Genomic DNA, 19705 nt, shown 5'->3' on the forward strand with positions numbered 1-19705 from the left:
AAATCCCACTTCCCTGTTACGCCACGTTCTCGCGCCCGCCGTCACGCCAATGGGGGCAGCCCTCGACCGGCCCAAGGGTGGCCTGCGCCATATATTGGGTCAGAAAGACCTCGCCGGTCAGATCGGCCAGGAAATGGGTGTGCGACAGGCGGTCCATGACCGGGCCCTTTACCTCGGACAGGTGCAGGGTCACGCTCTCATCGGCCAGCTGCCGGTTGATCTCTTCCAGCGCCTCCAGCGCCGACAGGTCGATCTCGTTCACCGCCGAGCACATCAGCACGACATGGCGCACCCCCCCGCGCGCGACGCGCTCCAGCAGGTAGTCCTCGATGAACCGGGAGTTCGCGAAATAGAGGTTCTCATCCAGTCTCAGCGTCACCACCGCAGGGTGGGTCCAGACCTCATGCCGGTTGATATTGCGAAAATGCTGCGTGCCGGGCACCACGCCGACCTCGGCGATATGCGGTCGCGAGGTCTTGTAAAGGAACAGCGCGATGGACAGGATCACACCCGCCGACACACCGATCTCGACCCCGAACCCCAGGGTCAGGGCAATGGTGGCGGCCACGGCGGTGAAATCGGCGCGGTGGTAGTTCCAGGTACGTTTCAGGATGCCGAGGTCGACCAGGCCCAGCACGGCCACAATGATCGTGGCCGCCAAGGTGGCCTTGGGCAGGAAAAAAAGCAGCGGCGTCAGGAACAGCGCCGCCCCGGCGATGCCCACCGCGGTGAACGCGCCCGCCGCCGGCGTCTCGGCGCCCGCGTCGAAATTCACCACCGAACGGGCGAACCCGCCAGTCACCGGGTAGCCCCCCGACAGGGCGGCCGCCACATTGGACGCCCCCAGCCCCACCAGCTCCTGATCCGGCACGATGCGCTGGCGCTTCTTCGCGGCCAGCGTCTGCGCAACCGAAACGCTTTCAACGAAACCGATAATCGAAATCAGCAGTGCCGAGGCAAAAAGCTGCCCCCAGAGCGCCATGTCGAAGCTGGGCAGGGTCAGCGGCGGCAGGCCCTTGGGCACTTCGCCAACGATGGCCACGCCCCGGCCCGCCAGATCAAAGCCCCAGGACAAGAGCGTCGTCACCGCGACCGCTCCTACCGGCCCCGCCTTCGCCAGGCTGTCCGCCAGTCGCGGTGGCAGCCCCACCGAAATCAGCAAGGGTTTCAACCCCTTGCGCACCCAGAACAGAAACGCAGCCGAGCCCGCGCCGATGGCCAGGGTGATCGGGTTGGTCTGGCCCAGATCGCCGATCACCCCCCCCAGCATCGCCAGCAGGCTGTGGCCGTTCGCCTCCACCCCGAGGATATGCTTGAGCTGACTTGCCGCAATCAGCAGACCAGACGCGGCGATGAACCCGGCAATCACCGGGTGGCTGAGGAAATTCGCCAGGAAGCCAAGGCGGAACAGCCCCATGACCAGCAGGATCAACCCGGAAAGAAAGGCCAGGGTAATGGCGGCAAGCGCGTATTCGGCGGGGCCTTGCAAGCCAAGCCCGCCAACCGCCGCCGCGGTCATCAGGCTGACCACCGCCACCGGTCCCACCGCCAGCGCGCGCGAGGTGCCGAACAGCGCATAGGCCACCAGCGGCAGGATCGAGGCGTAAAGCCCCATCTGCGGCGGCAACCCGGCCAGCAGCGCATAGGCCAGCGATTGCGGGATCAGCATGATGGTGACGATCACCGCCGCCATCAGGTCGGCCCCAGCCGCGCGCCCGTCGTACCGGCGGCCCCAGTCAAGGATCGGGACATAGCGGCCGAGCGCCGTCCGGGAAAGACTCATCCAAGCGCCGCCCGATAAAGGATCTCGCAGCGCGCACCGGAGCGGCAGAAGGCGAAGATAGGCCCGTCCACCTCGGCCAGGGCCGCGCGGAAGCCTTCCAGCGCCTGCATCGCCGAAGCGCGGTCGCTCATCGGCACATAGCGCGCCTCGATCCCGGCGGCTTCGCAGGCGGCAACAATCTCGCCCCAGTCAGGCTGACCGTATTCCTCCTGCGCGGGCCGGTTCATCATCACGCAGGCAAAGCCCGCCGCCGCGATGGCCGGTACGTGATCGGCGCGGATCTGCCCCGCGACGGCGACGCGGTCGTCCAGCGCCTTTACATCGATATCTTCCAGACCCGTAATCACAGCTTGTTCACCGGCACTTTCAGCATCGGGTTGCCGTCGGGATCCTCGGGCACATCACCGGCGCGCATGTTGACCTGCAGGGAGGGAATGATCAGCCGCGGCACCGCCAGGGTCGCATCGCGCTCGGTGCGGAACCTGACGAACTCCTCACGCGACTTGCCGCCGCCGGCGTGGATGTTTTCGGCGCGTTCCTCGCCCACGGTTGTCTCCCAGGCGATGTCGCGCTGGCCGTTCTGCCCGCCATAATCGTGGCACATGAAAAGCCGGGTCTCATCGGGCAGGGTCAACACCTTCTGGATCGAGTCGTAGAGCTGCCCGGCATCGCCCCCCGGAAAGTCCGCCCGCGCCGATCCCGCATCCGGCATGAAGAGCGTGTCGCCCACGAAAGCCGCATCACCCATCACATGAACCATGCAGGCCGGGGTATGGCCCGGCGTGTGCATGGCCACACAGGTCATGGAGCCGACCTCATAGGTATCGCCATCGGTGAAGAGCGCATCGAACTGGCTGCCGTCGCGCTGGAACTCGGTGCCTTCGTTGAAGACCTTGCCAAAGGTCTCCTGCACCACGGTGATCTGGTCGCCGATACCGATCTTGCCGCCCAGCTCCCGCTGGATGTAGGGCGCGGCCGACAGGTGGTCGGCATGCACGTGGGTTTCGATCAGCCATTCCAGCTGAAGCCCGTTTTCGCGAATGAATTCAACCACCTTGTCGGCGTTGTCATAGGTGATACGGCCCGCGAAATAGTCGATATCCATGACCGAATCCACCACCGCGCAGGCAGTGCTGGCGGGGTCCTTGACCACATAGGTGATCGTGTTTGTCCCAGGGTCGAAAAAGGGTGTTACCTCGGGTTTGACCTGCATGTTGGACGGGTAGGACATGTGAGCTCCTCAGACATTTGGGCCGGCGACGCCGGGGTTGCGGTTGGCCCGGGCCTGGATCAGGGCGCGAGCCGCGAACATTCCCCCGATCATGGCACCGGTGAACAAAAGAACCGAGGGCGCACCGGTCGACAGCACCGGCAGCACTCCGCCGGGGCAAAAGCCGGTCACGCCCCAGCCAATGCCGAAAACTGCCGACCCGCCGATGAGCCGCGCATCGATCACCCGGGAAGTGGGCAGGTGGAAGGCCGCATCGAAGGCCGGTGCCGGGCGTTTCAGCACCACGCGATAGCCGATGAAGGTCGTCACCAGGGCACCCCCCATCACCAGGATGAGGCTTGGATCCCAAGTGCCTGCCACGTCGAAGAAATTCAGAACCTTTGCGGGATTGCCCATGCCGGACATGGAAATCCCGAAACCAAAGAGCAGGCCGGCGAAATATAGGATCAGGTGCTTCATCCGCCTAGCCTCCGACCACGTGGCGGATGACATAGACCGTCACGCCCGTCATCACCATGAACACCAGAGTCGCAACGATCGACCGCGGCGACAGCCGGGCCATGCCGCAGACCCCGTGGCCCGAGGTGCATCCCGAACCATATGTCGCTCCCATGCCGACGATCACCCCGCCCAGCACCATGACCCCCATGCCGACAGTCGGCTGCACCGCAGGGAGGGCCCCGGTGGCGAGCTTGTAGACCCATGGGCCGCTGATCATGCCCGCAAGCAACGTCAGCCGCCAGCCGCGATCCGGGCCGACAAGCGCGCCCGACAGGATGCCGGTCGCGCCGAAGACATTGCCGCGCGTCCACATCAGAAGCACGGTGCCCACACCGATCAGAAGCCCGCCGATCAACGAGGCCAAGGGGGTAAATTCGGTTTCCATTGCTCTCCTTTCAGGGGCTGATCCCGCCCCGCCTGTACGCGCAGGCACTGTACCAGCCGCAGAAGTACGGGCCAAGCCCAATATCTGGAAATCGAAATACTTCCCCGATCAAAAAACCGTTGGCAGGTCGAGCGCCTGCAGCGACGGCTCACACGCCCCGTTGCTTGACCATCCCCAACGAATAACCCGCGCGAACCGGGCGCGCGGGTCAGTCTGGGGCCGAAACCAACAGGGTCTGTCTGAAGTGCTCAGTTCTCCGCGGCTTCACGGGCCAGCTGGTCCAGCAGCGCCTGCACCTCCTGCATTTCGCCCTCGGGGTAGTTGCGATAGCCGATCATCACCTTGTCTTCACGCTCGGCAACAAAGATGCCATAGGGGCAATGGGCCAGGTTCATCGGGTTGGCTTCCATCACCTTGCGGCTCAGAACCGCCGAGCAGAACAGGAAGATGTCCGCGGCCTCGAAGATCTTCACGTCCGAGCCAACATCCGCGCCGGTGCGGTTCAGCATCTCGCCGGTATGGCTGACATAGTCAATCACCAGACCGGCACCGACGATGGCACTTTCGACGGCAAAAGTGGCATCTTCGAAGCTGCCGTCGAAATCATAGATGGTGGCAAGACCGGCCCCATGGCCATCGGCAAACGCGGGGGCGGCCAGGGCGATCGCAGCGGCAGCTATCAGAAATTTACGCATATTTTCATATCCTTGTGTGAAGTCGGGGTCTGCGTGACCCTGTCGGAATTTTCAATCAGCCGAACATGTCCGAGGTCATGCCCCGGTACCAGCCGACGCTTTCCTCGTAAGTGGCCTGGCGCAGTTCGGCATCCTCGCCCACCTGGCTGATGAACCCGTCGACCTTGGCGATCTTCTCGTCCGTGGCCTCGTAGGAGGCCCCGACCTTGACGCCGTCGCCCTCGTCGATCAGCGACCAGCAGGTGTTGGTGAACTTGGCCGGGAACAGCTTTGATCCGGTCAGGGCCGAGCGCACGGCCATCGCCGCGACCTTCGCCTGGCTGTTGGCTGCAAAGCCCGATTTCGGCATGTCACCCTGGTTCGACGCATCGCCCAGCACGTGGATGCTCCCGTCCACGCGGCTCTGCATCGTGTGGGGGATGACCGGGGCCCAGTTGCCCTCGGTAATGCCAGCCATGTCGCAGATGCGGCCGGCCTTCATCGCCGGGATCACGTTGCAGGCATCGACCTTCGTCACCTCGCCGTCAATGCTCACCGTCATCTCGTCCGCATTGACCTCGACGGCGCCGCCACCGAAGTCGGGACCGACCCATTCGATCATGCCGTCGTAGTGACGGCTCCAACCGTCCTGGAACAGCGCCTGTTTCGAGAATTTCGGCTTGGGATCGGCAATCAATATCTTGGCGGTCGGGTTCCTGTTCTTCAGGATATGGGCGATCATCGAGATACGTTCATACGGCCCTGGCGGGCAGCGGAACGGGTTCGGCGGCGCGACCATGGCGAATGTGCCGCCCTCGGGCATGGCTTCGATCTGGGCCTTCAGCAATTCCGACTGCGAGCCCGCCTTATAGGCATGGGGCATCTTGTTCTGCCGGGTCAGGTCCCAGCCGGGCACCGCGCCGTCGACGAAGTCGATGCCAGGCGACAGCACCAGGCGGTCGTAGGTCAGCGTCGCGCCACCGGCAAGCGACACGGTGCGCGCCTCGCGGTCGATATTCACCGCCCAGTCATGCACCACGTTGATACCGTAATCCGAGGCCAATTTGCCGTAGCTATGGGAAATCGAGCGCAGATCGCGGATACCCGCCATGTAGAGGTTCGAGAAGAAACAGGTGTAATAGGTGCGGGTGGGCTCAATCAGGGTGACGTCAATCTCGCCATTCGAATCCTTGGCGATGTAGCGCGCGCAGGTTGCCCCGCCCGCACCGCCGCCGATCACCACGACCTTTGGTTTGCCGCTGCCCGAGGCCTGAGCCATGGGCGCCGACAGGCTGGCCGCTGCCGCAGCGCCCGCCGTGGCACCCAGAAATCCGCGTCTGTTCAGTTTCATGTCCCAATTCCCTCCCGTTTTTGGGGCAATGGGCCGTGTTACTCCACGACCTCGAAATACGCGGCCAGGGCCGCAATCTCTTCATTCGAAAGACGCCCGGCCATCATCTGCATGACGGGATGCGGGCGGAACTCGTCCTTGTAGGCGTGCATGGCGATGACGAAATCCTCGGCGGGCCAGCCGATGATGCCGGGAATACCGTCATTGCTCCCCGACAACTGGTGGCACGAGGTGCATTCCGAGCTGAGGTACTCGCCATAGTCCGGGTCGCCCTGGATCGCCAGGATCTCGGGCGCAACGGAATGGTCGGTGCCGGTAAGGGTGGGCGGTGCCTCGGGGATGTCGCCCGGGTTGTCCGAATACTGGCGCAGAAAAGCCAGAAGGTCGGCGCGGTCCTGTTCATCCTTCAAGCCGCGATAGGCCATGCGCGTATCCGAGGCGAAGGCCTTGGGGTTCTCGATATAGCGGTCGAGCAGGTCGAAATCCCAGACCAGCCCCTTGCGGCCCATGCGGGCCAGACCATTGGAGTAGCTGAACCCGTCCTCGGCCCCGGCGCGTCGTCCGAAAACACCGTTCAGGTGCGGGCCGACGCGGTTCTTTGCCCCCTCGCCCACCGCGTGGCAGGACTTGCAGTCGTCAAACACCCTGAGACCTTGTTCAGGATCGCCGAATTCATTCGCAAGGACCGGGGCTCCAAGGGCGGCGCCCACAAGGGCCGACGCAACCGTCGCGCGGATCTTTCCCCTCCGGCACCTGTGGTGGCGCGATTCCTTGTCCGCTGCTTCAGTCATTTCTCGATCCATGCACCCAGTTCGGTTTTCTTGTTCACCGCTCGGGCACCCCGTCGGCGCGAAGAGGCCGGGAGGGGGCTTCCCCACCCGGCCCGGCTGTTACTGCGATACTGATTTCAGGTATTCGAGGATCGCCGCGATATCGCCTTCCTTGCGTAGACCGGCGAAGGACATCCTGTTGCCTTTCAGGTACTTGCGCGGATTTTCAAGATAACCCGCCAGCGTTTCGGCATCCCAGGTGAGCCCTCCTCCCCCGGCATCCGCCATCACGTTCGAGTATTTGAACCCTTCGTAGCTGCCAGCGGTACGCCCCCAGATGCCGTTCAGCACCGGCCCGGTGCCGTTCCTGGCGCCTTCCCCGACCTTGTGACAGGCCTTGCACTTCTTGAAGACCTTGGCGCCCTTTTCTACCAGAGCGGCATCCAGGATCATCGGCTTGGCCGGAGGCTCGGCGACCGGTTCCACGGCTGCCTCGGTCTCGGGTTCCGTGGCGGCTTCCGGGACGGCGGCAGGGGCCGTGCCCATTACAGCCTGGCTGATCGGTGTTGCATCCGTGCCCGAGTTCGGATCGCCCGGAAAGACCACGTTGGTGGTGATTTCCACCGCAGCCGGCTTGCAGTCGGCCATGCAGCGGTCAGTAAATCCGGGCAGTTCGGTCTCGGCACGGTCATCGACAATGAACCCGTCGGCATTGGGCAGCACCACGTCCGCGAAGGTCTCTTTCGACAGGACGAAATCATCGTCCACAAGGTCATTCGAATAGAGGATATAGGCCACGATCGCGTAGACATCGTCATCCGTCATCGACTGCGCATTGCCGAAGGGCATCGACCGGCGCACGTAATCGAAGGTGGTCGAAAGATACGGCCAGTAGCTGCCCACGGTCTTCAGCGGGTCTTCGTCGGCCAGTGTGTCGGCGCCACCGGCCAGTTTCGGCCAGTTGTCCACACCTTCGGCAAAATCGCCGTGACAGGCGGCGCAGTATTCCGCAAAGACCTCTTCGCCGGTCCAGACATCGCCCTGCCCCGCAGGCAGGTTCGAGCCATCGGGGAACACGTCCAGATCCCAGGCGGCGATTTCGTCAGGCGTCGCCGGGCGCCCGATCCCCAGCTTCTCGGCCAGCAAGGGCGTCGCTGTCAGGGTCGCAAGGGCGGCCGCCAGCGCCAGTTCAGGAAACTTCGACATTGTTGGCCTCCCCGTTGGCGTTCACGTGCCAGGTCTGAATGCAGTTGTTGTGATAGATCGAGTTCAGCCCACGCACCTCGCGCAACTGCGCCTTGGTCGGCTGGACGTAGCCTGTTTCATCCATGGCGCGCGACTGGATGAACATCTCTTCCCCCTGCCAGTCGATATCCAGATAGAAGCGGCTCAGCGCCATCGGCTTGCCGGGTTCGGCCAGGCGGGCCTCCTGCCACGAAACACCGCCGTCCAGCGACACGTCGACCGCGGTGATCGCACCGCGGCCCGACCAGGCCAGGCCGGTGACGACCAGCGGCCCCTTGCCATGGGCAATCGGCTTTTGCGGGCTGGGCGAGGTGACGATGGATTTGGCATCCATCACCCAGGTCCATTTGCGCGAGGTGCCGTTTTCCAACGTGTCGGTGTATTTCGAGGTCTCTTCGCGGCTTTCAACCGGCCTGTCCATCACCTCGATGCGCCGCAACCACTTGACCCACATGTTGCCTTCCCAGCCGGGCACGACCAGGCGCACCGGGTAGCCGTGCTCCTTGCGCAGGGCTTCGCCATTGGCCTTGAAGGCGATCATGCAGTCGTCCAGCGCCTTTTCCAACGGGATCGAGCGGCCGTTCGACGAAGCATCCGCCCCTTCGACATAGACCCACTTGTCCCTGATGTCCCCGGCGGCCCCCAGCCCTGCCTCTTCCAGCAGGGTGCGCAGCGACACGCCGATGTACTCCATGTTATGGATCATGCCATGGGTGTATTGCGCGCCATTGAGCTGCGCCCCCGCCCATTCCATGCCGGTGTTGGCGGCGCATTCCAGGAAAAAGGTCTTCTGGCTGCGCGGGAAACGTTCCAGATCCGCATAGGTAAAGACCAGCGGCGTATCGACCAACCCGTTGATCATCAGGCGATAATCTTCCTTGCGCAGCTCAATCGCACCGGAATGGTGGCGCTCGAATGCACAGCCCTGCGGGGTAATGGTCCCATCCAGAGCGTGGATCGGCGTGAAGTTGATCGAGCTGATCGTGTCGGCAGTCAGCCATTCCACGTTGCGGCGCACCACGTCCTTTTCGAACTCGATCGGCAGGCCATAGGGCGAAGCATCCACGCCGTCGCCCAGGCCGGCAGCCCAGTCCTGCACTTCGGTAATCAGCGGGTCGCCTGCCGCCTGCGCGGACGTGGCGGCGCCCATCGCGGCACCTGCCGCGGCGGCGCCGGTCAGAAAGCTGCGGCGCGAGGTCTTCGCCCCTTCGAATTCATCTGACATCTGTCAAATCTCCTCAATGCGTCGTCGTTCTTGTGCTCAGGCGCCCACCACCTGGACCGAGTTGTTCGGATCCAGCTGGACAGTGCCCTGTTTGCGAATGTGATTTTCCACCACGTCCCAGATCTGCGGCCCTTCGGTGCCCTCGTTGACCGAGGCCCAGCCGGCGACCACGTAGGTCTTGGCGGGGTCGATCGGCTCACCGGTCTTCAGCAGGGTCATGTCGCTGATGCGTTCGCCCTGCGGCTTGGTGATGTCGATGCGGTAGCCCATGCCGCCGATACGCACCATGTCGCCGCCCTGCTGGTAATAGGGGTCTTCGTTGAACAGGTTGTCGCCCACGTCTTCCAGGATGGTATGGATGAATTCTCCTGTCATTTCAGTCCGGTACGCCTTGCCATAGGACATGGAGGTCACGTTCCAGATATCCTCGCGGGTGATCTCCTGACCCGGCAGGATCGACGGGCCCCAGCGCACGCCGGGCGACATGGCGATATCGGCCTCGCGTTCGGAAATCAGCGCGTCGCAGATCAGGTCGTCCCAGCTGCCGTTGAAATTGCCCCGGCGATACAGCAGCGTATCGGTGCGACCGATCACCTCGGACAGCTGGTCGGCATAGGGCGCGCGCTGGTCCTCGATCACCTTGGTGATGACCGGATCCGGCGCGATGACGTCCGAGAAGATCGGGATCAGCTTGTGCTTCAGCCCCATCATCCTGCCGTCGCGCACATCCAGATCGACGCGGCTCACGAACTTGCCGTTCGAGCCCGAGGCGACGATGAAGGTCTGTTCGACCTGCACCGGTTCGGGCAGAGCGTCATGGGTGTGGCCCGACAGGATCACGTCGATGCCGGTCACGCGGCCCGCCATCTTCTTGTCCACGTCGAACCCGTTGTGCGACAGCACGACGACGCATTCCGCACCCATCGACCGCACTTCATCGACCATGGCCTGCATGTTCTCGTCACGGATGCCAAAGCTGTATTCGGGAAACATCCAACGCGGATTGGCGATCGGCATATAAGGGAAAGCCTGGCCAATCACGGCGACCTTCACGCCCCCGCGTTCAAAGAACTTGTAGGGTTTGAACAGCTCGGCCGGCTCGTCCCACTCGGCGTCAAAGATGTTCTGACCCAATGCGGCGTAGGGCAGGCTTTCGACCAGCTCGTTCACCCGGTCCGAGCCCAGGGTGAACTCCCAGTGGAAGGTCATCGCATCGGGCTTCAGCGCGTTCATCACGTTGACCATGTCCTGCCCTTCGGTCTGGAAGCAGGTGTAGGAACCGTGCCAGGTGTCACCACCGTCCAAGAGCAGCGCGTCGGGGCGGTCGGCGCGGATCGCATTGATCACCGTGGACACGCGGTCCAGCCCGCCGACCTTGCCGTACCCTTTGGCCAGTGCGGAAAAATCGTTGTAGGTCATCGCGTAGGCCGAGGGCGATCCATCCTCGATCCCATAGGCGCGGCGGAAATCGGCGCCGGTGACATGGGGCATCTGGCCGCGCGCGGCGCCGACGCCCAGGTTGATCTCGGGTTCGCGGAAATAGATCGGCATCAGCTGGCCGTGGATGTCGGTCACATGGATCAGGCTGACATTGCCAAACGTGTCGAACCCGAGCAGCTGGTCCTGGGTCAGGCTCTGTTGCGCGGCCAGCCGCGCCCAGTTGCCGAAGCCCGAGGCGCCGACCATGGCCGAGGCGGCCATGCCCACCTGGAGGAAATCGCGACGAGAGATCATGCGTGTGTCCTTCTTTTCCGCTCATATGCGGATTCCTGAATGCGTTCAGATGCGAAAAACCCCGCGCAGCCCGTGCCGCGCGGGGTCAGAGTTCAGTTGCGGACCGAGGGGCCTTCGACCGACAGACCGTTGCCACGCGAGGCGACATACATTTCCAGCGCCACGAATTCGGGCGATCCGGGGCTGAAGGTCTGCGCGCGGGTGTCGCGAACACAGCCCTTGAACCGCGATTGCACGCCATTGAGCTTGGTGTTCTTCAGACGGTAGGTCGGGAAACCGTTGACCTGGCCCTGCGACAAATGGTCGGCGCGGATCATGTTGCCGTAGTTTTCCTCGTGGCACGAGGCACAGGACAGGTCCAGCTGACCGGTACGGGTGTAGTAAAGCTCGCGGCCCTTCTCCCAGGTCGCCTGCCCCGGCCCGTCGATCGCGACATTCACCGGCAATCCGCGCGAAACCGAGGCCAGCAGCGCCTCCATCGGAATGCTGTCGCCCTTGTCGGTGTCCCAGGCTTCGGCGCCCATGCGATCGGTGCGGCACTCGTTCATCTGCATCTGCAGCGTATAGACCTCACCGGCCCCTTCGTTCCACTTGGGATAGACGGCTTTCACACCGGACATATCCTCGGGCTCGCCATGGCAATCCATGCAGGACTTGCCCTCGCTGCCTTCGGCTGTGGCCCATTTCTCGCGCGCCTCCTCGACCCAGATCATGCCCGGATTGTCGAAGTCGTCCATCTGCATGTCCTGCGTGGTGTCCGAACGGAACCGCCAGCCCGACAGGACCTCGTCCAGCGCGTCGGACAGATGCGCAGGCGCGGCAGTCTTGGTGATCATGTCGATTTCGCCGTTGACGGTCAGTTCGGCCTCTTCGTCGGCGAAGGCTGCTCCGGCCCCGATGACCGAGGCGGCGACGATCGCTGTGGCGATGCCTGCGATGCTTTTATGCGCTTGGCTTTTCATACGTTTCTCCTCCCTGCTCGCCCTCCTCAGGCGATCTTGATCGACTTCGCCGTTTCGTAGACGTCACCGTCGTCGTCATACCAGGTGAACTTGAACTCACCCTCGGCATCGACCACGGCTTCGAATTCGAAAAAGGGGTTGGTCGAGATCGCCGGTTCGAGGGTCACGTCGATGACCGGCTTGCCGTTGAACTCGCAGGTGAAGCGGTTGATGATCGAGCGCGGGATCACGTTGCCGTCGCCGTCCTTGCGCTGGCCGCTTTCCATCTTGTGGCTGATCAGGGTTTTCAGCGTCACCGTCTCGCCGGCAGCGGCGGTTTTCGGGACTTTAACGCGGGGTTTGACACCGGTTGCCATGGTTGCGTTCTCCTTATAACTACTTAGCCGCCGCAGCCGCCGATAGTGACCTTCACGGTCGATTTGGTCTGGATGAAACTGCCATCGGCCATCTGGGCGATGGCGAGCACATCCTGGGTGCCCGCCAGGCGGATCCGGGTCGAGGCAGCCTGGCTGCCTGCGGCTTCGCCGAAGTTGAACCGGGCCACACCCGGGGTCGGGTTGGCCGTGGCCAGAATGATGATCGAGCCCGCACCGGGCGCCTCCACCGACACCGGCACGGTGTTGCCGTTCTCGGCGATTTCAGGGGCGGTCAGGGTAATGTCGCCCGCACCCACTTCGGCACCACCGGTAAAGGCGGCGATCGCCTCTTCGGCGGCGGCGCTGGCGCGCAGGGGCAGCATGGCAACGGCGGTGGCCCCGAGGCCGATCGCCAATGCATCACGTCGCGTGAGTTTCATCAGTTTCTCCTTGAAAGTATTCGGGTTTCGCCGATCCGGGCCGCTTATTTCAGCGTCATCAGATAGGCGACCACATCTTCGATCTGCTGGGCAGTCAGCAGAGGTTCGACCTCGCCTTCATGGGCCTTGCCGGTATAGGCCTTGCCCAGGCGGTTGAAGCCGGTGGTCTTGTAGAATGCCGGCATCACCGTGCCGTCGAAAACCATCTTGGCGTCGGTCAGCAGGCCCCGCAATTCGGCCTCGGACCAGCGGTCTCCGGCCCCGTCCAGAAGCGGTCCCACCTCGCCGTGGAACGGCACCTCGGCCAGGTCGGTGATTTCGTGGCAGGCGATGCAATTGCCCATGGACTTGGTCGAGACGACCTTGGCCCCTTCGGTGGCATTGCCCGGTACGCCGGTCAGCGACTGTTCAATGGCTCCGTCGGTCCAGACGACATCCTCCGGTGCCACCATCTCGGCATGCGCCGATCCCAGCCCTGCAAGCAAGGCGGCGAGCGCGATCATTGTCCGCTTCATGTTTCCTCCCATGACGTTGTGCGACATAACGTAGCGAGGGCCAGATATATTCGCAACAACGAATTCGATTTTGTGAATTCTTGACTTCCGGCAGCCCGGAACCGGCGCTTCGAGGGGTGGAGATCACGGGTTCTCGGCGCGGTGGCCATTGATCTTACGGGCATGATATTTCTGGAAATTATCCTCTCTCAGGGGGACCGCTTCCACCGTCCGGCTCAGAAGGTGCCTGCGGTGCCGACCTCGCAGGCACCGGGGCTCTGGACCACCGCTGCGGCGCTTGCCGGCAGACTGTCGTCCACCGTTTTCGGGAAGAACATCAGGGGCGGTGTGAACATGATTCCCGAATTCATCGCCATATCCTTTTCCGCGCGCATATCGCCGTCGAAACGGTCACTTCGACACCGCCGACCAATGCTCCGAATTGTCGCAAGTTGCCCCCACCCGGGGCGTGAAACGCGCCAATTCACCCGATATTCAGAAACCCCGGAAAGGTCCGGATCAGCCAGTTCGAAATCATGTTCACTGACCCGGTGGCGATCAGTACGGCGAACAGGATCAGCATTCCGCCCATCGCTTTCTCGACCATCGGAAGGTGCCGCCGGTTGCGCGCCATCCAGGCCAGGAAAGGCCGGGAAAACAGCGCGGCCACCACGAAGGGGACGGTCATCGCCAGCCCGTAGACCGCCAGGAGCCCCGCCCCCTGTGCAAGTGACCCCATGCCTGCCGCCATCATCAGGATCGCGGTCAGCGCCGGGCCCACGCAGGGGGTCCAGCCGAACCCGAAGGCCAGCCCCATCAGATAGGCGCCGATCATCGTCGTGGGCTCGGATCTGCTCTCCATCCGGGCTTCACGGTTGAATAGGCCGATGCGGATCACACCCAGGAAATGCAGCCCGAAGAGGAACAGCAGCCCTGCCCCCGCATAGGCCAGCACCTGTTTCCACTGCGCGAAGGCCTGACCCAGCGCGGTGGCGCCCATACCCATCAGCATGAAGATCGTCGAGACACCCAGCGCGAACATCACCGCCGAAGTGACCATACGCCGTTGCGCCCCCGGGGCGATCTCGCCCTCCGAGGTCAGCTCGGACATGGAAAGACCCGCCATATAGCTTAGGTAGAACGGGACCATCGGCAGGATGCACGGGGTGAAAAAGCTCAGAAATCCGGCCAGCGCGGCCCCGGCAAGGGAGATGTCGAACATGACCGGTCCTTGATTGTTGCACATATTCAGTTATTATAGTTTGAACATCCCGGTCAACTGGCCGGAACCATGGATACGGGAAGATGATGGCGCTCTTTCGCAAACTTGCCGCTGCGGCGGCGCTGGCCCTGACCACCCTGACCGCAGGCCTGACCGCTGGCCTGCCCGCCCGTGCCGCCGAACTGGTCATGGTCGAGGAATCCGGCTGCGTGTGGTGCGCCCGGTGGGAAGCCGAGCTGGGCGCGATCTACCCCAAGACGCCCGAAGGCCAGCTGGCTCCGCTGCGCAAGGTGGAAATCGTCGAAACCCGCGACGATACCTCCGGTATTGCCTTTGCCCGGCCGGTGCTGTTCACCCCGACTTTCGTGCTGGTCGAGGATGGCCGGGAACTGGCGCGGATCGAAGGATATCCGGGCGAGGACTTCTTCTGGGGCCTGCTTGGTGGGATATTGGCCGACCACCTGGGGTTCGACCCCGTGCAGGGTTGAAGCCACACCCCGGAGACTGCGACCTGCGGTCCGGTTGCACCCCCCGCCCCCGTTGCTGTATGGGGGGTAAATCGTGTTGAGAGCGGAAAGGACGACGATATGGCACTGCCGGTGATCCGAGAGGACATGGCACCCGAGGAGCTGGACAAGATGATGGCCAGCGCCTGTGATGCGTCGAATCTGCTCAAGGCGATCTCTCATGAAGGCCGCCTGATGATCCTGTGCCATCTGGTCACTGGTGAGAAATCGGTGACGGAGCTGGAACAGCTCCTGCACGCCCGTCAGGCCGCCGTGTCGCAACAGCTCGCGCGCCTGCGCCTCGAAGGGCTGGTGACGCCGCGACGCGATGGCAAGGTGATCTACTACTCCTTGACCGACGACCGTCCGCGACGCATCCTCGAGACCATCTACGAGATGTTCTGCGCCGAGGAGGACGACGACGCGCCCCGGGCGAAAGCGGCCGAATAGGCCGGGCTCCCGGTGGCTGCTGCTGGGCGCACGGGAGAAAAGACATGTTCGATTGGATCAGTGACTCCAGCCTCGCGGCCCTTGTCGGGCTGTTCGGGGGGCTTTTGCTGGGCCTCGCCGCCCGGCTGGGCCGGTTCTGCACCCTGGGCGCGATCGAGGACATGCTCTATGCCGGATCATCCCTGCGCATGCGCATGTGGGGCATCGCCATCGGCGTGGCGGTCATGGGCTCCTTCGCCCTGATCGGCCTGGGTTGGCTGGGCGCGGAAGAGGCCACTTATCTTCGTCAGCAATGGAACCCGCTGGCCTCGATCCTGGGCGGGCTTCTGTTCGGCTATGGCATGGCCCTGTCGGGCAACTGCGGTTACGGCGCGCTGGCGCGGCTGGGCGGCGGCGACCTGCGGGCCTTTGTCATCGTGCTGGTCATGGGGCTGTCGGCCTATGTGGCGATTTCCGGCCCTCTCTCTCCGCTGCGCGTGGCGATCTTTCCCGAAATGGATGTGATCGACGGCCCGCTGCCCGGGTTTGCCCATGGCATTTCCGCCTGGACCGGGCTGCCGGTCGCGGGGTTGGGCCTGCTGACCGGCGCGCTGATCTTTGCCGCCATGTTCACCTCTGCCGAGCTCCGCGCGGCCCACAAGGAGGTTTTCTGGGCTGCGATGGCGGGCGTTGCCGTGATCACCGGCTGGGCCGGCACCTGGTTCATCCTGCAAAATGGATTCTCGGCCATCCCGGTGGAAAGCCACACATTCTCTGCCCCGCTGGGCGATACGATCCTCTACCTGATGACCTCGTCCGGCAACCACGTGAACTTCGGCGTGGGTTCTGTCGCAGGGGTGCTGCTGGGCGCCTTCCTGGGTTCGCTCTTCAAGGGCCATTTCCGCTGGGAGGCCTGCGAAGACCCGCGCGAGCTGAAACGCCAGATCCTGGGCGCGGTGATCATGGGTCAGGGCGCGGTACTGGCGGTGGGCTGTTCGATCGGCCAGGGGCTTTCCGCCTTTTCGCTGCTGGCCTGGTCCGCCCCGGTGACTTTCCTCGCCATCCTGGCAGGAGCGGCGATCGGTCTGCGCCAGCTCATCTCGGGATTCGCGCCCGCCGCGTGATCGCGCCGGTCAGGTCACATCTCCGGACAGCACCGGCGCGGTCTGAAATCCGTTACGCCAGAGCACATAGGCCATGACCGGATGATCCCCGGTCTCCATCGCATGGGGCTGGTTCGAGGCGTGAAAGCTGACGTCACCTGGCCGCAGCACCTCGTCCGGCTCCCCCCCTCGCATGAACCGCGCCTCGCCGCCCAAGACCAGGTACTGTTCTTCGGCCGGGTGATGGTGCCAGGGGTAATGCAGCCCCGGCGGCATGTAGACGACATAGGCCGCCATCCGCCCGCTGCGCCAGGCACCGCCCTGTCCGATCAGGCAATAGCAGCCGAAGCGGGACAGGAAATCCTCGCCGATACCCGTGCCCCTGTAGGTCTCGCGCCACTGGGCGATGGGGGCGACGGCGGTGAAAGCATCGCGCAACGGGCGGGTGGCGTCCCCCGCATAGAGCCCGCGATCGGCCACCAGCAGGTCCGAGGCCGGAATGTGATGCGGCGCGGGTTCTGCCGGGCGCAGATCCTCCGGGAACGGGCAGAAGTTCCCCAGCGCCGGGATCCTGTCATGGGCGGTACGGGCGGCGGACAGAAGAGTCCGCCAGCGGGCATCGATCGACATGGGTGCCTCCCTGTTGGGACGCCGGGAACGGCCTGCTTTAGGGCGCCCGGTCCTGTGCAAGTTCAGCCGCGCATGCGTGCGCCGTCCGGGTCGAACAGCGCCACCCGCTCCGGACGGGCTTCCAGCAGCTCACCCAGCAGCTCCACCTGCCAGCCGCTGTCCTCGCCCGCCTGTTCGCGCGGGACATAGCCCATCGCCACGGAGACGCCGGAAGCATGGGCATAGCCGCCCGACGTGACCCAACCGACCACCGCGCCGTCTTTCCAGATCGGCTCGTCGCCGATCACATCGGCGTCCTTTGCATTGATCACAAAGCTCACCAGCCGCAGCTTGCCGCCGTCGTCACGATGCGCCCTGGCCGCGGCCTTGCCAATGAACTCCGCCTCCTTGCCCAGCGCCACGAAGCGGCCCATTCCGCATTCGTCGGCAGTATAGATCGGGCGGAACTCCCGCGCCCAGGAACCGAAGTTCTTCTCCAGCCTGAGAGCATTCAACGCGCGCATGCCGACCGGGCGGATGTCGAATTCGGCACCTGCCTCCATCAGCCGGGTATAGACATAGCGCTGGTAGGCGGGCTCCATCCACAGCTCGTAGCCCAGATCGCCGGTGTAACTGACGCGCCCGACCAGGCAGGGCGCCATGCCCACGTCCATGCGCGCGATATCCATGAAGCGGAACGCGTCCAGATCGCGATCCACCAACTTTTCCAGCAGCTTGCGGGCATTGGGACCGGCAATCGACAGGCCGACCATGTTCGCGCCATGGGCGACGAGCGATACCGAACCATCGCCCGGCATATGCTGGTCGAACCAACGCATATGGTAATCCTCGGCCACACCGGAGCCGGCGATGAAAAACTCTCCATTGCCCAGATTGGCGAGCGAGAAATCCCCGATGACGCGCCCATCGTCCTTTAGCATCGGGGCGAGCGTCATGCGGCCCTCGGCCGGGATCCTGCAGGCCAGCATCCTGTCCAGCCAGGCCTGCGCGCCCGTCCCGGTCACGGTGTATTTGGCAAAGCCCGAGGTTTCGATCAGGCCGATGCTGTCACGCACCGCGCGCGCTTCGGCGCCCACCGAGTCGAAATCGGTCGAGCGGCGCCAGCTGAACTCGTCCTCGACGCCCTCGGGCGCGAACCACAGCGGCACCTCCAGCCCATGGGCGACACCGAACCGGGCGCCCCTGGCGGCCAGCAGGTCGTAGATCGGCGTGGTCTTCAGCGGGCGCGCACCCGGCAGCTCTTCGTTCGGGAACCGGATCGAGAAGCGGCGCGAATAGTTTTCCTGAACCTTTTCATTGGTATAGGCGAGCGTCGCATAGTCCCCGAAACGCGACACATCCATGGCAAAGACATCAAACCCGGGGTCGCCGTCGATCATCCAGTTGGCCAGCGCCAGCCCCACGCCGCCGCCCTGGCTGAACCCGGCCATCACGCCAAGCGCACACCAGTATCCCGGCAGGCCCCTGACCGGGCCGACCAGCGGGTTGCCGTCGGGCGCGAAGGTGAAGGGCCCGTTGATGATCTGCTTGATGCCCGCGTTCTGGAACGCCGGGAAATGCTCGAACCCGACCTCGAGCGAGGGCGCGATGCGTTCGATATCCGGCTGCAACAGCTCATGACCGAAGTTCCACGGCGTCTGCTTCGGCGACCAGGGCACGCAGGCTTTCTCGTAGGTGCCCATCAGCATGCCGCCACGTTCCTGACGCAGGTACAATTCCCCGTCGAAATCGACCGCGTGCAGCACTTCGGTGCCGGTCCTTTTATTGATCTCGGCGACCTCGGGCATGTCCTCGGTCAGCAGATACATGTGTTCCATCGCCAGGACCGGCAGCTCCAGCCCGACCATGCGCCCGACTTCCCGTGCCCAGAGCCCGCCCGCGTTGACCACGTGTTCGCAGATCACCTCGCCCTTGTTCGTGGTCAGCTTCCAGCCGTCCTCGTGACGGGTGATTGCCTCGACCTTTGTGTGGGTCTCGATGCTGGCGCCCAGTTTGCGCGCGGCCTTGGCATAGGCATAGGTCACGCCCGAGGGGTCAAGGTGGCCATCGACATAGGTGCGCACCGCGCCGACGAATTTGGACGGATCCAGCAGGGGCATCGCCTCATGAGCTTCCTCGGGGGTGATGATATCGGCCTGGATGCCCAGATAGCGTCCCTTGGCAACCAGCCCCTTGAGCCAGTCCATCCGCGCCTCTGTCGCCGCCAGCATCACGCCCCCGGTCAGGTGCACGCCGGTGGCCTGACCGGACAGTTCCTCGATCTCCTTGTAAAGGTCGATCGTGTATTGCTGGAGCTTGGCCACGTTGGGGTCGCCGTTGATCGTGTGCATGCCCCCCGCCGCGTGCCAGGTGGAGCCCGAGGTCAGCTCGGACCGTTCCAATAGCAGCGCGTCGGTCCAGCCGCCCCGCGCCAGGTGATAGAGTACCGAACAGCCGACGACGCCCCCGCCAATGACTACGACCTTTGCCTGGGTCTTCATGCCCAAAATCTCCCGAATAACGATCCTGAAGGTCAGAATAACGGCGGATTCTCCGACCCTGCGCCGCTTCCCGACATGAAATGCCGTTTTTGGCACATGAAACCGTGCGGACGGCGGGACCACCCAGGGCGCAGGCCGGGAATCCCTTGCGGCCGCGCTGCGACAGATTGGCCCAATTCACCCT

General features: G+C 63.9%; 22 protein-coding genes. 3 read left to right on the forward strand and 19 right to left on the reverse strand.

Features of this window, described 5'->3' with window-relative positions:
* Positions 1-16: 16 nt before the first annotated feature.
* From sulP to Q1V43_RS05645, 17 genes are all read right to left on the reverse strand, one after another.
* Positions 17-1783: a sulfate permease gene (gene sulP / locus Q1V43_RS05565; RefSeq protein WP_300514995.1), complete on the reverse strand. Its 1767-nt coding sequence runs from the start codon at positions 1781-1783 to the stop codon at positions 17-19.
* On the reverse strand, positions 1780-2130 hold the full coding sequence (locus Q1V43_RS05570) for a TIGR01244 family sulfur transferase (protein WP_300514997.1): 351 nt from the start codon (positions 2128-2130) through the stop codon (positions 1780-1782). The genes sulP and Q1V43_RS05570 overlap by 4 nt, the downstream gene beginning before the upstream one ends.
* On the reverse strand, positions 2127-3014 hold the full coding sequence (locus Q1V43_RS05575) for an MBL fold metallo-hydrolase (RefSeq protein WP_300514999.1): 888 nt from the start codon (positions 3012-3014) through the stop codon (positions 2127-2129). Before Q1V43_RS05575 ends, Q1V43_RS05570 begins: the two co-directional genes overlap by 4 nt.
* Before the next feature lie 9 nt (positions 3015-3023).
* Positions 3024-3473, reverse strand: a complete 450-nt coding sequence (locus Q1V43_RS05580) for a DUF6691 family protein (RefSeq protein ID WP_300515001.1) — start codon at positions 3471-3473, stop codon at positions 3024-3026.
* A gap of 4 nt (positions 3474-3477) precedes the next feature.
* Entirely contained in the window at positions 3478-3900 is a 423-nt protein-coding gene (locus tag Q1V43_RS05585) for a YeeE/YedE family protein (protein WP_300515004.1), read from the reverse strand.
* Between the two features lie 248 nt (positions 3901-4148).
* Positions 4149-4595, reverse strand: coding sequence for a DUF302 domain-containing protein (locus Q1V43_RS05590; RefSeq protein ID WP_300515007.1), 447 nt, complete (start codon positions 4593-4595; stop codon positions 4149-4151).
* Between the two features lie 55 nt (positions 4596-4650).
* Entirely contained in the window at positions 4651-5925 is a 1275-nt protein-coding gene (locus tag Q1V43_RS05595) for an NAD(P)/FAD-dependent oxidoreductase (protein ID WP_300515010.1), read from the reverse strand.
* Positions 5926-5963: 38 nt separating this feature from the next.
* On the reverse strand, positions 5964-6569 hold the full coding sequence (locus Q1V43_RS05600) for a c-type cytochrome (protein WP_366146208.1): 606 nt from the start codon (positions 6567-6569) through the stop codon (positions 5964-5966).
* A gap of 246 nt (positions 6570-6815) precedes the next feature.
* The gene (locus Q1V43_RS05605) at positions 6816-7901 is read right to left on the reverse strand and encodes a c-type cytochrome (protein ID WP_300515016.1); all 1086 of its coding nucleotides are present in this window, start codon (positions 7899-7901) and stop codon (positions 6816-6818) included.
* Positions 7885-9165 (reverse strand): sulfite dehydrogenase, encoded by a 1281-nt coding sequence (gene soxC / locus Q1V43_RS05610; protein ID WP_300515019.1) that lies wholly within the window; start codon positions 9163-9165, stop codon positions 7885-7887. The genes Q1V43_RS05605 and soxC overlap by 17 nt, the downstream gene beginning before the upstream one ends.
* 36 nt (positions 9166-9201) lie before the next feature.
* The gene (soxB, locus tag Q1V43_RS05615) at positions 9202-10899 is read right to left on the reverse strand and encodes a thiosulfohydrolase SoxB (RefSeq protein ID WP_300515022.1); all 1698 of its coding nucleotides are present in this window, start codon (positions 10897-10899) and stop codon (positions 9202-9204) included.
* 92 nt (positions 10900-10991) lie between these two features.
* A complete protein-coding gene (gene soxA / locus Q1V43_RS05620; RefSeq protein WP_300515024.1) occupies positions 10992-11861 on the reverse strand; it encodes a sulfur oxidation c-type cytochrome SoxA in 870 nt (289 codons plus the stop codon).
* A 26-nt stretch (positions 11862-11887) separates the two neighbouring features.
* The gene (gene soxZ / locus Q1V43_RS05625; RefSeq protein ID WP_300515026.1) at positions 11888-12217 is read right to left on the reverse strand and encodes a thiosulfate oxidation carrier complex protein SoxZ; all 330 of its coding nucleotides are present in this window, start codon (positions 12215-12217) and stop codon (positions 11888-11890) included.
* A gap of 23 nt (positions 12218-12240) precedes the next feature.
* Positions 12241-12657, reverse strand: coding sequence for a thiosulfate oxidation carrier protein SoxY (soxY, locus tag Q1V43_RS05630; RefSeq protein WP_300515029.1), 417 nt, complete (start codon positions 12655-12657; stop codon positions 12241-12243).
* 44 nt (positions 12658-12701) lie between these two features.
* Complete coding sequence (gene soxX / locus Q1V43_RS05635; RefSeq protein WP_300515032.1) at positions 12702-13172, reverse strand: sulfur oxidation c-type cytochrome SoxX; 471 nt, start codon at positions 13170-13172, stop codon at positions 12702-12704.
* A gap of 215 nt (positions 13173-13387) precedes the next feature.
* The gene (locus Q1V43_RS05640) at positions 13388-13522 is read right to left on the reverse strand and encodes a hypothetical protein (protein ID WP_300515035.1); all 135 of its coding nucleotides are present in this window, start codon (positions 13520-13522) and stop codon (positions 13388-13390) included.
* A gap of 113 nt (positions 13523-13635) precedes the next feature.
* Complete coding sequence (locus Q1V43_RS05645) at positions 13636-14373, reverse strand: cytochrome c biogenesis protein CcdA (protein ID WP_300515038.1); 738 nt, start codon at positions 14371-14373, stop codon at positions 13636-13638.
* 86 nt (positions 14374-14459) lie between these two features.
* Here Q1V43_RS05645 and Q1V43_RS05650 point away from each other — a divergent pair, with 86 nt between their 5' ends.
* The 3 genes from Q1V43_RS05650 to Q1V43_RS05660 all read left to right on the forward strand — a co-directional run bounded on the left by Q1V43_RS05650 (position 14460) and on the right by Q1V43_RS05660 (position 16432).
* Complete coding sequence (locus Q1V43_RS05650; protein ID WP_300515071.1) at positions 14460-14861, forward strand: thioredoxin family protein; 402 nt, start codon at positions 14460-14462, stop codon at positions 14859-14861.
* A gap of 99 nt (positions 14862-14960) precedes the next feature.
* A complete protein-coding gene (locus Q1V43_RS05655) occupies positions 14961-15329 on the forward strand; it encodes a metalloregulator ArsR/SmtB family transcription factor (RefSeq protein WP_300515042.1) in 369 nt (122 codons plus the stop codon).
* A gap of 44 nt (positions 15330-15373) precedes the next feature.
* On the forward strand, positions 15374-16432 hold the full coding sequence (locus Q1V43_RS05660) for a YeeE/YedE family protein (RefSeq protein WP_300515045.1): 1059 nt from the start codon (positions 15374-15376) through the stop codon (positions 16430-16432).
* 9 nt (positions 16433-16441) lie between these two features.
* Here Q1V43_RS05660 and Q1V43_RS05665 read toward each other — a convergent pair whose 3' ends face one another.
* Together Q1V43_RS05665 and Q1V43_RS05670 are read right to left on the reverse strand one after the other, a co-directional pair.
* Entirely contained in the window at positions 16442-17041 is a 600-nt protein-coding gene (locus Q1V43_RS05665) for a dimethylsulfonioproprionate lyase family protein (RefSeq protein ID WP_300515048.1), read from the reverse strand.
* 62 nt (positions 17042-17103) lie between these two features.
* Positions 17104-19521 (reverse strand): FAD-dependent oxidoreductase, encoded by a 2418-nt coding sequence (locus Q1V43_RS05670; RefSeq protein ID WP_300515053.1) that lies wholly within the window; start codon positions 19519-19521, stop codon positions 17104-17106.
* Positions 19522-19705: the final 184 nt, after the last annotated feature.

The sequence above is a fragment of the Aliiroseovarius sp. genome (assembly GCF_030148435.1).
GTDB lineage: Bacteria > Pseudomonadota > Alphaproteobacteria > Rhodobacterales > Rhodobacteraceae > JASBTN01.

Coding starts and splice junctions, on each gene's coding strand:
- sulP (WP_300514995.1), bottom strand. CDS start 1,783: ATGAGTCTTTCCCGGACGGCGCTCGGCCGCTATGTCCCGATCCTTGAC.
- Q1V43_RS05575 (WP_300514999.1), bottom strand. CDS start 3,014: ATGTCCTACCCGTCCAACATGCAGGTCAAACCCGAGGTAACACCCTTT.
- Q1V43_RS05580 (WP_300515001.1), bottom strand. CDS start 3,473: ATGAAGCACCTGATCCTATATTTCGCCGGCCTGCTCTTTGGTTTCGGG.
- Q1V43_RS05585 (WP_300515004.1), bottom strand. CDS start 3,900: ATGGAAACCGAATTTACCCCCTTGGCCTCGTTGATCGGCGGGCTTCTG.
- Q1V43_RS05590 (WP_300515007.1), bottom strand. CDS start 4,595: ATGCGTAAATTTCTGATAGCTGCCGCTGCGATCGCCCTGGCCGCCCCC.
- Q1V43_RS05595 (WP_300515010.1), bottom strand. CDS start 5,925: ATGAAACTGAACAGACGCGGATTTCTGGGTGCCACGGCGGGCGCTGCG.
- Q1V43_RS05605 (WP_300515016.1), bottom strand. CDS start 7,901: ATGTCGAAGTTTCCTGAACTGGCGCTGGCGGCCGCCCTTGCGACCCTG.
- soxC (WP_300515019.1), bottom strand. CDS start 9,165: ATGTCAGATGAATTCGAAGGGGCGAAGACCTCGCGCCGCAGCTTTCTG.
- soxB (WP_300515022.1), bottom strand. CDS start 10,899: ATGATCTCTCGTCGCGATTTCCTCCAGGTGGGCATGGCCGCCTCGGCC.
- soxA (WP_300515024.1), bottom strand. CDS start 11,861: ATGAAAAGCCAAGCGCATAAAAGCATCGCAGGCATCGCCACAGCGATC.
- soxZ (WP_300515026.1), bottom strand. CDS start 12,217: ATGGCAACCGGTGTCAAACCCCGCGTTAAAGTCCCGAAAACCGCCGCT.
- soxY (WP_300515029.1), bottom strand. CDS start 12,657: ATGAAACTCACGCGACGTGATGCATTGGCGATCGGCCTCGGGGCCACC.
- soxX (WP_300515032.1), bottom strand. CDS start 13,172: ATGAAGCGGACAATGATCGCGCTCGCCGCCTTGCTTGCAGGGCTGGGA.
- Q1V43_RS05640 (WP_300515035.1), bottom strand. CDS start 13,522: ATGAATTCGGGAATCATGTTCACACCGCCCCTGATGTTCTTCCCGAAA.
- Q1V43_RS05645 (WP_300515038.1), bottom strand. CDS start 14,373: ATGTTCGACATCTCCCTTGCCGGGGCCGCGCTGGCCGGATTTCTGAGC.
- Q1V43_RS05650 (WP_300515071.1), top strand. CDS start 14,460: ATGGCGCTCTTTCGCAAACTTGCCGCTGCGGCGGCGCTGGCCCTGACC.
- Q1V43_RS05655 (WP_300515042.1), top strand. CDS start 14,961: ATGGCACTGCCGGTGATCCGAGAGGACATGGCACCCGAGGAGCTGGAC.
- Q1V43_RS05660 (WP_300515045.1), top strand. CDS start 15,374: ATGTTCGATTGGATCAGTGACTCCAGCCTCGCGGCCCTTGTCGGGCTG.
- Q1V43_RS05665 (WP_300515048.1), bottom strand. CDS start 17,041: ATGTCGATCGATGCCCGCTGGCGGACTCTTCTGTCCGCCGCCCGTACC.
- Q1V43_RS05670 (WP_300515053.1), bottom strand. CDS start 19,521: ATGAAGACCCAGGCAAAGGTCGTAGTCATTGGCGGGGGCGTCGTCGGC.